This is a genomic window from Parasediminibacterium sp. HNIBRBA5674, from assembly GCF_056745525.1.
Window position 1 is genome coordinate 128,861 of the sequence record NZ_JBQWIE010000005.1, and the last position, 10,500, is coordinate 139,360.

Consider the following 10,500-nt stretch of genomic DNA (forward strand, 5'->3'; position numbering starts at 1 on the left):
CTAAAATTGCTTTAGAATTTTGCACAAAAAAAGTATGAAACCTGTAATAACTATTGAATATTGCCCTAAATGTAATTGGCTATTAAGAGCCGCTTACATGGCACAAGAGTTACTTACTACGTTTACTGAAGATGTTAAAGCGGTTCAATTGCAGCCAAGTGAAACAGCGGGTAAGTATGCTATTTACGTAAACGATATATTGGTTTTTGACAGGAAGGAAGCAGGCGGATTTATTGAAATAAAAGCGCTAAAGCAGCTAATAAGAGATTTTGTGAATCCAGAAAAATCACTAGGACATACTGATAAAAAAATGTGAAAACTCCGTAACAGCAAGGTTACTTTTTTTCACGAGGCGTATTAAGGATAATTAATTGCTATATTATAACTACAATGGCACAATTACATAAACAAATACTACTACTAATTTTAACGTTAATTGCTGTAATTATTACTGGTAAATCGTTTGCACAACGAGGTGCTTACGACACTATAAAAAGCTACGCAGAAATTACTCCAGATGGCGATACCATACCAAGTGCTTGGCTACCAACCGTGCAAGTAGAAACTAAAATGCCTGAAAAATGGAAAAAATATTGGGCTGAATGGACGAGATTAAGAAATGCTGTTTATGTCACTTATCCTTACGCTAAAAGGGCGGGTAAAATAATGAATGAGATAAATGCTAAGCTTGTAAATGTAACCGACAGAAAGCAACGTAGAGCTATTATTAGAGAGCGTGAAGCAGAATTAAGAAGAGAATTCACTAGTAAGTTATCGCAGTTATCTGTATATCAAGGTAAGGTTTTAATGAAGCTAATTTTTAGAGAAACTGGTAGTAATTGCTACGAAATTGTAGATGAATACAAAGGTGGTTTTACTGCGGTTGCTTATCAGTCTGTCATGTTCTTTTTTGGTACAAGTCTTAAGCAAAACTATGATCCTAACGACAAGGATAAAGCAATGGAAGCAATTGTAAAAGACGTAGAAAAAATGTATGGATACAGAAGTTAAATGAGTTGCTCTAGTAAATGAATAAATTGCTGCCGCATTATCATTTTGGCGCCAAGACTTTCTAGATGTTCTGTATATACTTGGCAATCTATAAGCACAATACCCTCACTTTTCAATTGTTCTACAAAGCTTATAAAAGCATATTTGCTAGCATTGCTCACAGTGCTAAACATACTTTCGCCAAAAAATACTTTACCTAGCTTTATACCATATAAACCACCTACTAATTGGTTGTTTTGCCAAGCTTCTACACTATGAGCTATGCCCAATTTATGTAATGCTGTATAGGCTTCTTCTACCTCAGTTTTTATCCAAGTACCATCTTGACCTTTACGTTCAGTAGCTTTACACGTATTAATTACTGCAGTAAAATTTGTATTAGTCGTTACATCAAAAGCTTGTTTTTTAAACAACGCTTTCATGCTTTTACTTATTTTCAATTCTTCAGGAATTAATACAAAGCGAGGGTTAGGGCACCACCACAATGGTAAGTCACCATCATACCAAGGAAAAATACCTTTTTTATAAGCAAGTAAAATACGCTCAGGATGCAAATCGCCACCAATAGCAAGCAAGCCATCATCTAATGCGTCTTCAACATTTGGAAACCAAAATTTTTCATCTAAAACTGCGAGTGGCATTGCCTAATTTGGTGAATAGGGGTGAGAAGAAGTTAGAAGCTATAATTAATGTTCTATCACCATTTCAATGGTAGCATTAATTCCTCTTTCTGTAATGGCTTCTTTCATTGGTTTTAAGCTATCATAGTGACCGTCTTTTACAGCATATTTACCTTTGAAATGAATAATCATTGCGCATTGTTCAGCTTGTTCAGCAGAGTGGTCACAAACTTCCATCAAGGTTTCAATTACCCATTCAAAACTATTTACATCGTCATTCCACACTATTAATTGGTAATAGCTAGTTGTATCTGTCAATACATCTGTATCAAATTCTTCCCAAGGTTTTGTAGCTGTATTAGTAGTCACAATCATGATAGCAAAAATAAAGTGTTCTTGCTAGATATGCATAGTTAGTTGGAGGCTATTTTTTTAAATTACTTGTTGCTCAAAAAATAAATTCTCACTTTTTTAAAGTTTTATTTGGCAGTAACAAAATGGGTTCTATATTTGCAATCCCAAAACGGTAGTAAGGGATGAAAAAAGGGAGTTTAGCTCAGTTGGTTTAGAGCATCTGCCTTACAAGCAGAGGGTCGGCGGTTCGACCCCGTCAACTCCCACACTGATTATCAGGCAGTTACAACGAAAGTTGTAACTGCCTTTTTTATTTGCGACCAAAAATGCGACCACAACCCAAATTAAGAAGGGAAACAAAGAAATAAAGAAGGGAAAATAAAAAATTGTGTGAAGAGTGCAGAAAGCTGAACCACAGCTAAACGATTGAATTTACAAATTATCTTAGTTGCTTAACAACTGCTTCTACTTGTAAACCCATATACTGGCAAAAATCTTCTACTGAAACAACTTGGTGTTGTTGCTTATTAAAATGCTCTTTTATCTTTTTAATAAGGCTTCTGCCGTACCTGTCGCTCTTGCCTGTGATTATCATAATGTCCTTAGGATAAATACAAAGCCTCTGCATAATGTAAAATAACTTTTTTCATACACTATCTATACTGCATCTATATAGATGCTATAGTGTTGATATTGTAAAGATACTGCTTTTAGTGGTATTGTAAAAGTGCCCTTATTGGAATAAAGCGGAAAAAACGGCACATACTACCACCCACATTTTAAAGCACCTAAAACCCTTTATAGCTTTATGTTATGAAGGCAATTAAACTACTCATTTTACTACCTTATTTGATGCTACATTTTGTAGCTGCTATGGCGCAGAGCACTGCTACAGTAGTGCGTGTGGTGGATGGTGATACTTACTTAATGCTTAAAGCTGGTAGGCTATTTACTGTAAGACTAGCGAATGTAGATGCGCCAGAAACAACACAAGCTTATGGTAGCGAAGCGACAAAACAAGTAAGCGGTTTGATACTCGGTAAAACTGTTTTAGTTGATAGCATTGGTAGAGATAACTATGGTAGAATGATAGCCACTATAACTACTAACGGCAGAGCTTTAGATAGTATGATGGTAGTAAATGGCTGGGCGTGGCATTACAAAGCATATAGCCATAACAAAGGGCTTGAAGACTTGCAAAATATGGCTGTTGCAGGGCGTAAAGGGCTATGGCAATGTGGTGAAAGCAAAGTATGCCCACCGTGGATTTATAGAGGCTTAAACGCAAAGAATAGAGTGATTTTTTGCAGCAGATGTAATAACTAATATGTTTTAAATACCCCTTTAAATAACAAGTAAAACTAGAAAAGATGGCAAGGCAAAAAGGTTTAGTAAAATTAGATGGTACTATTGGCGGTATCACCTTTTATAAGAGCCAAGACGGCTACTTAGCAAGAGAGAAAGGCGGCGTAAGTGGCGACCGCATAGCCAACGACCCTAAATTTCAAAGAACTAGGGAAAACGGTAGCGAATTTGGTGCTGCTGGTAAAGCAGGTAAGGTAATGCGTAATAGCTTACGTGTGATTTTGCAGAATAGCAGCGATAACCGTATGGTAAGCCGCTTGACGCAAAAGATGGTTGAGGTAATACAAGCGGATGTAACAAGTGTACGTGGACAACGAAATGTAATTGATGGCGAAGCTGAATTGCTAGAGGGCTTTGAGTTTAACATCAATGCGAAGCTTGGTAATACCTTGTATGCACCATACACACCAACTATTGACCGTGTGACTGGTGCTGCAAACATTACAGTACCAAGTTTTATACCTACTAACATGATAGCTGCACCGGGCGGTACTACACACTTTAAATTGGTAGCAAGTGGTGTAAGCGTGGACTTTGAAAACGAAGTGTTTGAAGCGTTAAGCACATCAAGTGCTGTGCTTGCATGGGATGAGACAGCGACAAGTGCTATTAATTTGAACCATGCATTAACAGCAAACAGCGCACATCCTTTGTTTTTAGTGTTTGGCGTTGAGTTTTTCCAAGATGTGAATGGCGTGAAATATCCGTTAAAAAATGGGGCATATAATGCCTTATCTATTGTGAAAGTTGATGGTGTTTAGTGAGTAGTCATTGGTCAATAGTCAATGGTCAATAGTGAAAAGTGAAACGTAAAATAGATTTGTTTTTGTTCTGAAGTAAAGCCTTCTCATTCTTGAGAGGGCTTTTTTATTGTCGGCTAATAGCCCTTGCAGTGATGCCAGGGCTTTATTGTGTTTAGCAAAATGCCCTAAAAGGGCAAAATGCTAATGAGACGGCGGCCAGATGGGAAACGCCAAAGGAACCAACCCTGCGGCACTGCCCTAACAGTAACGGCTGGCTGTGGCCTAAAGTGGATGGGCAACCTGCCTAGATGCCTACTAAAAGCCAAACGAGGCAATGTAGCGACTATAACAACTGACTGACAAAGGGGGCAAACTGCCATACGGGAACGGGTGATAATACGAAGCTGCTTTTGCATAACTAAAAATTTTATACGCATCGACCTATGCAGGCAGCTTACTAAACCAAAAGGAAACAGAATAAAAAGCCCCCTTTCATTCCCCCAAAGGGGGAAAACACAACTGAATAGCGGTTTATGCCGTAGTCTTTTGGTTTTGTATTGTTGGCTTATGTGTGCAAGACTGCCTGCAATAGCTTGCGTATATAAATGGGGTATGCATGGCAGCTACGACACCCTTTGCTTGGCTGTTTTGCTTGCATTTAGCTATTAGGCAGCCTTTGCAGACTGCCTTGCCTTTTGGTTTTAGTGCTGGATGCCATGCTGCATGAAGTACTGGCGAATGAGCATTTCTTGTAGCGTGGCTGTGGATTTGAGTATCTGCGCTAAATTGTTTTTGCGCTGTTCTAGGAGCTCTAATTGGGTAAGTATGGTTTTGTATTCTTGCCATTGCGGATAAATAGCCATTGCTGCTGGCTGTATTACTTTTTTGACTTCGCCAATATTGATAAATGGAATGACTGAACCACGATGGTAAATTTTAAAGGTTTTTGCCTTGTAAAGACCGAATGTGAGCCAGTAATAAAAGTCTCTCATTTCTTGAGTGGGTGCTATAGCTGTAAAGGCATTTGCCCACGGTGTTAAACTTGGCTTACCTGCGTTATCGCCTTTTGCAAGAATGAAAAAATTTGTAGGCTGTTGTGGTACACTTAATGCATTGGTAGTGGATTTGATAAAAAGCGGCTGCATGATACATTACGCTGTGATTATCCTTTTGATGGCAAAACGCCACATTTTTGGCCAGCGATAGGCAACCCAAATGCAGGGTAGGTAAGGACGGCAAGGTTTAGTGCAAGAAAAATACTACCTGTTGCTTGCCAATTTTGCAAGGCATAGGCAAGCATAAAACAGGGGAAGATTTTTTTGCAATAACCAAAGGCAAACGAAACGAAGTGCAGTGCTGACCTTGCCAACTGAAAGAGCGCATAACTTGCCTTTCGCTGGCTGCAAAAAACTAAATAGAGAGATTGCCGAAGGCAATACAGATTGACAGGCTTACGATTCAATGAGATTTATTGATGAGAAAAAATATCCATCCCAAAGCGTACTTACTCCATTTTAACAAGGGGAGCTTAATAGCACTTTTGCAATGTCAATAACGACAAGTACAAATAAATTTAAAAAAATGAAAACATTTGAAGTTCCAACGAGAGAACAAGTAGGAGTAACAAATCAAGGTATCTTTGACACTTTACAAAAAGCATTAGGCTTTGTACCAAATTTATATGCTACAATGGCATATTCTGAAAATGGGTTAGCAAAATACTTAGCGTATCAAAATGCAAAAACTAGTTTAAGCAATAAAGAAAAAGAAGCTGTTAATTTAGTGGTAAGTCAAGTTAATGAATGTAAATATTGCCTAAGCGCACACACCGTAATTGGCAAAATGAATGGATTTACTGATGAACAAGTATTAGACTTAAGAAGAGGTAAAGCTGGGGATACAAAGTTGAATGCTTTAGTACAGCTTGCACAAAGTATTGCTATAAATAAAGGAAATGCGCAAGCTGCTTTGGTAGATGCTTTTTATGCTCAAGGGTATAATAATGAAAATCTAGTAGATCTTATTTTACAAGTAAGTGATAAGACTGCAATGAATTATTTACACAACTTAACACAAGTGCCAGTTGATTTCCCATTAGCTACAGCACTATAACATCATTATTTAAAATTACTGTTAAAGCAAAGGTTAAAATGGCTTTTGCTTTAATAGAAACAAAAAAACATTATGAAAATAAATACTAAATTAATACTTGCAAGTTTATTAAGTTTAATAGTTTCTATATCCTTTGCTCAGGTTACATATAATTCTCTCAAAGTAGATGGGTTGAATATAGCCTACCGAGAAGCAGGGAATCCTAAAAATCCAAAAATTGTGTTGTTGCATGGCTTCCCAGCAAGTTCCCATCAATATCGTGACCTAATACAATCGTTATCTGATAAATTTCACGTAATAGCGCCCGATTATCCTGGATTTGGACTAAGTGATATACCTGATCCAGCCAAATATGACTATACGTTTGAAGGAATTTCAAGTGTAATTGAGCATTTTTTAAAGTTAAAAGGCTTCGAACATTATGGATTATTTGCACAAGATTATGGCGGACCGATAGGTTTTAGAATTGTTGGACGAAATCCAAAAGCACTAGAATGGCTGATTGTACAAAATACAAATGCCTATGAGGTAGGATTTACAGCAGCATGGGATGGTTTTAGAAGTGCATTGTGGAAAAACAGAACTGAAGAAAATGAAAAACCATTAGCAGCTTTTCTTACTCATGATGCCATTAAGGGTATTTATTTATATGGTGCAAAAGATGCAAGCCTGATTAGCCCTGATAACTGGGAAACTGATACTTATTTTATGCAAAGGCCAAATGCAGTTCGTATCAACTTAAACTTGTTTTATGATTATAGAACTAATGTTGATTTATATACAAAATGGCAGGAGTTTTTGCGTAAGAATCAGCCGAAAACAATTATTTTTTGGGGTCAGAAAGATATATTCTTTACACCAGCTGGTGGCGAGGCGTACTTAAAAGATTTACCAAATGCTGAAATTCACCGTTTAGATGCAGGTCATTTTGCCGTAGAAGATAATCTTGAGTATATATCTAAAGCAATGCACCGTTTCTATGCGGCTAAGGTTGCAGTTAAAAAGCATTAGCACTAAATTTTCTTTGGTATAAGTAATGGCAAAAAAAGATATTTTTATCGTTAATGGAAGTGCTAGTTGTAACTCTTCGAATCAACACCTAATCAATTACATAAAGGAAACTTTAAGATTTGAATGTAATTTTTATGACTGTATTGATTTGAAAAAATTACCACATTTTGACCCTGAATTAACAAGTAGAGAAACACCTGAATTAATATTATTACTCAGAAACATAATAAGACAATCTGATGGGGTAATAATTTGCGCACCTGAATATGTTTTTAGTATTCCAAGCGGATTAAAGAACTTGATAGAATGGTGTGTCTCTTCTATTGTATTTAATAATAAGCCAACCGGAATAATAACGGCAGCGGCTAATGGACAGAGAGGACATGAAGAGTTGCAGTTAATATTAAGGACAGTACTAGCAGAACTAAGTGTTGAGACTACATTATTGATACAGGGCATAAAAAACAAGATAGATTCAAACTCGCATATTACGGACTTGGAAACTGCTAATGCGATTGATATGTTTACAAGAGCTTTTATTAATAATTTAAAATAAGTCAATAGCTTATCCAACATTTTTCAAAAAGCTAGATTGAGGGTTAATGGCAACTGCTTAAACATAGCGTAGACAAATTATGCAATTAGGATAATAAGTTTATTAAAAAAATAGATTCATTCTAGACTAGGCATTGTAATTAATTAGGTTCTGTGCCTAGCTAGATGTTATCTACTTCAGGTAAAATTATCCATGCCATAGCGTATTCCGTCCATTATTAAAATCAAACGTATAACACAATTTTGTAACAGAAATAAAAAGAAACTTATGGAACAAAAACACCCGTTGCCACCATTTACACTTGAAAAGGCATTAGAGAAAGTAAGGCTAGCAGAAGAAGCTTGGAATAGTAAAGACCCTGAAAGGGTATGTTTAGCGTATACAGTAGATACTGAATGGCGTAATAGGACAGATTTTATTAATGGCAGAGAAGCTGTGAAAGTATTTCTAAAGGATAAATGGGAAAAGGAGTTGAATTATAAGCTCAAAAAAGAGTTATGGGGCTTTAGAGAAAATAGAATGGCAGTAAGATTTGAATATGAATATCAGAATGCTGAAGGGCAGTGGTTTAGGGCTTACGGAAATGAGAATTGGGAATTTGATGAGAATGGTTTAATGAGAAAGCGGTATGCAAGTATTAATGATATGCCAATTAAAGAGACAGAGAGAAAATTTTAGAATATTATGGAAAATCAAATTAAACTAGAAGAGCTTGTAGTGATACCAGACGAGTGTGGAGACTCCATGTGGGATTGTGTCTTAAATCAAGAAGAGAGAAAAGCAACAGATGTAGATGCAAAACTTACTAATAGTAAAACTATAAGTGATAAAGTGCAAACCCTAAGTAATAAACATTAAGTGCAATTTAGATAATGAAATGGCAAGAAACTTTGGCGAAATAGCATATTCAAATTCTGTAAAAGCTATACAGGAGAAAAACGGTAGTAGGGAAGTATATGATAGAGTTGTAAAACAAACTTATACAGATGGACTAACGAATAGCGAGAAACGTTTTATAGAAGCACGAGATAGCTTTTATATGGCTAGTTACGGCTCAAATGGTTTCCCGTATATACAGCATAGAGGAGGGCCAAAAGGTTTTTTGAAGGTAATAGACTCAAAAAAGATTGGGTTTATCGACTTTAAAGGGAATATGCAATTTATAACAGTTGGTAATCTAAGTGATAACAGAAATGTGGCCATTATTTTAATGGATTATCCTTCTAGAGTTAGATTGAAGTTGTATGCAAAGGCAAATATTGTTGAGCTAGCTGGAAACTCAGAACTTTTAGATATGCTAAAGCTAAGTGGCTATAAGTATAAAGCAGAGAGAATGATGATTTTAGAAGTAGAAGCTTATGATTGGAATTGTCCACAGCATATTACACCAAGATTTACAATCGAAGAGATAGAACAGGAAATAGCCCAATATAAATCACAGATAAGTTTACTTCAAAATGAAGTTGAGTTACTAAAAGTTAGAATAAGCGAGCTGCCAATTAGTTGATAATAAAGTTGCAAATACCCTAAATAGAAAAGAATGAAAGAATTAAATAGAGTAGTTGTTACTGGAATGGGCGCAGTAACACCACTAGGAAATAATGTGGAAACATTTTGGAAGCAAATAGTAAATGGATGTAGTGGTGTTGATTTAATTACAAGGTTTAGCACAGATAAATTTAAAACTAAAATTGCAGCAGAGGTAAAAGATTTTAGAGCCACAGACTACTTTCAAAAAAATGAAGCAAGAAAGTATGATTTATTTACACAGTATGCTGTAGCAGCCTCGGATGAGGCAATAAATAATTCAGGATTAGATACCTGCCAGACTAATAAAGACAGGATTGGGGTTATATGGGGCTCAGGAAATGGGGGCATACAAACTTTTCAAGAGCAAATTGAGGCTTATGTAATTGGCAATAAAGAGCCAAGATTTAACCCCTATTTCATACCTAAGATAATAGCGGATATACCATCAGGTGTTATCTCAATACGAAATGGATACAGAGGGCTAAATTTTTCTACTGTTTCTGCTTGTGCATCTTCAAACAATGCAATTATTGATGCCTATAATTACATACGATTAGGTAAAGCTGATATAATTATAACGGGGGGATCAGAAGCACCTATAAATGAAGCATCTGTTGGGGGATTTAACGCGTCGAAAGCATTATCTGTAAATAATGAAAATCCACAGAGCGCATCAAGGCCCTTTGATGCAAATAGAGACGGGTTTGTTATTGGCGAAGGCGCTGGCGCTTTGGTATTAGAGAGTTTGGCATCAGCGAAAAATAGAAGTGCAAACATATTTGCAGAAATAGTAGGTACAGGTTTGGCCGCCGATGCATACCATATTACAGGAACTCATCCAGAGGGGTTGGGTGCTTACCTTGGAATGATAGATGCACTAAATGAGGCTGGTATCATGCCTGACAAGGTTGACTATGTTAATGCACATGCTACATCTACACAAATGGGTGATGAAAGCGAATTAAAAGCATTAGTCAGAGTGTTTAATGAAGATTGTAAATTAAATATTAGTGCAACTAAGTCTATGACTGGACATTTATTAGGTGCTGCTGGTGCAATTGAAGCAATTATATGTATTAATGCTATTAATAAAGCACAAGTACCACCAACTATCAATACACCCAGGGCAAACGCATCTAAATTTATTTTTTGCATACTTATTAAGTAAAGGCGAACGTTTTGGATAGAAAACATTTAT

General features: G+C 36.4%; 15 protein-coding genes and 1 tRNA gene. 12 read left to right on the plus strand and 4 right to left on the minus strand.

Going from position 1 to position 10,500, the window contains the following annotated elements; genetic code table 11:
- The first annotated feature begins 34 nt into the window (after window positions 1–34).
- Entirely contained in the window at window positions 35–316 is a 282-nt protein-coding gene (locus ACT9TX_RS04350) for an Rdx family protein (RefSeq protein WP_481336990.1), read from the plus strand.
- 74 nt (window positions 317–390) lie between these two features.
- Window positions 391–1,011 carry a DUF4294 domain-containing protein gene (locus ACT9TX_RS04355; RefSeq protein ID WP_481336991.1) on the plus strand — a complete coding sequence of 207 codons (621 nt, stop codon included), beginning with the start codon at window positions 391–393 and terminating at the stop codon, window positions 1,009–1,011.
- Here the strand turns inward: ACT9TX_RS04355 and aat are convergent.
- On the minus strand, window positions 1,008–1,652 hold the full coding sequence (gene aat, locus ACT9TX_RS04360; RefSeq protein WP_481336992.1) for a leucyl/phenylalanyl-tRNA--protein transferase: 645 nt from the start codon (window positions 1,650–1,652) through the stop codon (window positions 1,008–1,010). The two genes, ACT9TX_RS04355 and aat, sit on opposite strands and share 4 nt — an antisense overlap.
- Window positions 1,653–1,697: 45 nt before the next feature.
- On the minus strand, window positions 1,698–2,006 hold the full coding sequence (locus tag ACT9TX_RS04365) for an ATP-dependent Clp protease adaptor ClpS (RefSeq protein ID WP_481336993.1): 309 nt from the start codon (window positions 2,004–2,006) through the stop codon (window positions 1,698–1,700).
- A gap of 170 nt (window positions 2,007–2,176) precedes the next feature.
- Here ACT9TX_RS04365 and ACT9TX_RS04370 point away from each other — a divergent pair.
- Window positions 2,177–2,251 (plus strand) — tRNA-Val (locus ACT9TX_RS04370).
- 173 nt (window positions 2,252–2,424) lie between these two features.
- Here ACT9TX_RS04370 and ACT9TX_RS04375 read toward each other — a convergent pair.
- Window positions 2,425–2,580, minus strand: a complete 156-nt coding sequence (locus ACT9TX_RS04375; RefSeq protein ID WP_481336995.1) for a hypothetical protein — start codon at window positions 2,578–2,580, stop codon at window positions 2,425–2,427.
- A gap of 218 nt (window positions 2,581–2,798) precedes the next feature.
- Between ACT9TX_RS04375 and ACT9TX_RS04380 the strand changes: the two genes are divergently transcribed.
- Both ACT9TX_RS04380 and ACT9TX_RS04385 read left to right on the plus strand, forming a co-directional pair.
- Window positions 2,799–3,311 (plus strand): thermonuclease family protein, encoded by a 513-nt coding sequence (locus ACT9TX_RS04380; RefSeq protein ID WP_481336996.1) that lies wholly within the window; start codon window positions 2,799–2,801, stop codon window positions 3,309–3,311.
- Window positions 3,312–3,355: 44 nt separating this feature from the next.
- The gene (locus ACT9TX_RS04385) at window positions 3,356–4,111 is read left to right on the plus strand and encodes a hypothetical protein (protein ID WP_481336997.1); all 756 of its coding nucleotides are present in this window, start codon (window positions 3,356–3,358) and stop codon (window positions 4,109–4,111) included.
- A 683-nt stretch (window positions 4,112–4,794) separates the two neighbouring features.
- Here the strand turns inward: ACT9TX_RS04385 and ACT9TX_RS04390 are convergent.
- Window positions 4,795–5,238: a DUF6943 family protein gene (locus tag ACT9TX_RS04390; RefSeq protein ID WP_481336998.1), complete on the minus strand. Its 444-nt coding sequence runs from the start codon at window positions 5,236–5,238 to the stop codon at window positions 4,795–4,797.
- A 436-nt stretch (window positions 5,239–5,674) separates the two neighbouring features.
- Between ACT9TX_RS04390 and ACT9TX_RS04395 the strand changes: the two genes are divergently transcribed.
- From ACT9TX_RS04395 to fabF, 7 genes are all read left to right on the plus strand, one after another.
- A complete protein-coding gene (locus ACT9TX_RS04395; RefSeq protein ID WP_481336999.1) occupies window positions 5,675–6,205 on the plus strand; it encodes a carboxymuconolactone decarboxylase family protein in 531 nt (176 codons plus the stop codon).
- A gap of 72 nt (window positions 6,206–6,277) precedes the next feature.
- Window positions 6,278–7,216, plus strand: a complete 939-nt coding sequence (locus ACT9TX_RS04400) for an alpha/beta fold hydrolase (RefSeq protein ID WP_481337000.1) — start codon at window positions 6,278–6,280, stop codon at window positions 7,214–7,216.
- Window positions 7,217–7,241: 25 nt separating this feature from the next.
- Window positions 7,242–7,772, plus strand: a complete 531-nt coding sequence (locus ACT9TX_RS04405) for an NADPH-dependent FMN reductase (protein WP_481337001.1) — start codon at window positions 7,242–7,244, stop codon at window positions 7,770–7,772.
- Window positions 7,773–8,039: 267 nt separating this feature from the next.
- On the plus strand, window positions 8,040–8,450 hold the full coding sequence (locus ACT9TX_RS04410) for a DUF1348 family protein (RefSeq protein WP_481337002.1): 411 nt from the start codon (window positions 8,040–8,042) through the stop codon (window positions 8,448–8,450).
- A 6-nt stretch (window positions 8,451–8,456) separates the two neighbouring features.
- Complete coding sequence (locus ACT9TX_RS04415) at window positions 8,457–8,630, plus strand: hypothetical protein (protein WP_481337003.1); 174 nt, start codon at window positions 8,457–8,459, stop codon at window positions 8,628–8,630.
- A gap of 19 nt (window positions 8,631–8,649) precedes the next feature.
- On the plus strand, window positions 8,650–9,279 hold the full coding sequence (locus ACT9TX_RS04420) for a pyridoxamine 5'-phosphate oxidase family protein (RefSeq protein ID WP_481337004.1): 630 nt from the start codon (window positions 8,650–8,652) through the stop codon (window positions 9,277–9,279).
- A 33-nt stretch (window positions 9,280–9,312) separates the two neighbouring features.
- Complete coding sequence (gene fabF, locus ACT9TX_RS04425; protein ID WP_481337005.1) at window positions 9,313–10,470, plus strand: beta-ketoacyl-ACP synthase II; 1,158 nt, start codon at window positions 9,313–9,315, stop codon at window positions 10,468–10,470.
- Window positions 10,471–10,500: the final 30 nt, after the last annotated feature.

What these genes read in the sequence shown, in the direction of transcription:
- ACT9TX_RS04355 (WP_481336991.1), top strand. Translation starts at nt 391, where the DNA reads ATGGCACAATTACATAAACAAATACTACTACTAATTTTAACGTTAATT.
- ACT9TX_RS04405 (WP_481337001.1), top strand. Translation starts at nt 7,242, where the DNA reads ATGGCAAAAAAAGATATTTTTATCGTTAATGGAAGTGCTAGTTGTAAC.
- ACT9TX_RS04395 (WP_481336999.1), top strand. Translation starts at nt 5,675, where the DNA reads ATGAAAACATTTGAAGTTCCAACGAGAGAACAAGTAGGAGTAACAAAT.
- ACT9TX_RS04415 (WP_481337003.1), top strand. Translation starts at nt 8,457, where the DNA reads ATGGAAAATCAAATTAAACTAGAAGAGCTTGTAGTGATACCAGACGAG.
- ACT9TX_RS04365 (WP_481336993.1), bottom strand. Translation starts at nt 2,006, where the DNA reads ATGATTGTGACTACTAATACAGCTACAAAACCTTGGGAAGAATTTGAT.
- aat (WP_481336992.1), bottom strand. Translation starts at nt 1,652, where the DNA reads ATGCCACTCGCAGTTTTAGATGAAAAATTTTGGTTTCCAAATGTTGAA.
- ACT9TX_RS04350 (WP_481336990.1), top strand. Translation starts at nt 35, where the DNA reads ATGAAACCTGTAATAACTATTGAATATTGCCCTAAATGTAATTGGCTA.
- fabF (WP_481337005.1), top strand. Translation starts at nt 9,313, where the DNA reads ATGAAAGAATTAAATAGAGTAGTTGTTACTGGAATGGGCGCAGTAACA.
- ACT9TX_RS04375 (WP_481336995.1), bottom strand. Translation starts at nt 2,580, where the DNA reads ATGATAATCACAGGCAAGAGCGACAGGTACGGCAGAAGCCTTATTAAA.
- ACT9TX_RS04380 (WP_481336996.1), top strand. Translation starts at nt 2,799, where the DNA reads ATGAAGGCAATTAAACTACTCATTTTACTACCTTATTTGATGCTACAT.
- ACT9TX_RS04385 (WP_481336997.1), top strand. Translation starts at nt 3,356, where the DNA reads ATGGCAAGGCAAAAAGGTTTAGTAAAATTAGATGGTACTATTGGCGGT.
- ACT9TX_RS04420 (WP_481337004.1), top strand. Translation starts at nt 8,650, where the DNA reads ATGGCAAGAAACTTTGGCGAAATAGCATATTCAAATTCTGTAAAAGCT.
- ACT9TX_RS04400 (WP_481337000.1), top strand. Translation starts at nt 6,278, where the DNA reads ATGAAAATAAATACTAAATTAATACTTGCAAGTTTATTAAGTTTAATA.
- ACT9TX_RS04410 (WP_481337002.1), top strand. Translation starts at nt 8,040, where the DNA reads ATGGAACAAAAACACCCGTTGCCACCATTTACACTTGAAAAGGCATTA.
- ACT9TX_RS04390 (WP_481336998.1), bottom strand. Translation starts at nt 5,238, where the DNA reads ATGCAGCCGCTTTTTATCAAATCCACTACCAATGCATTAAGTGTACCA.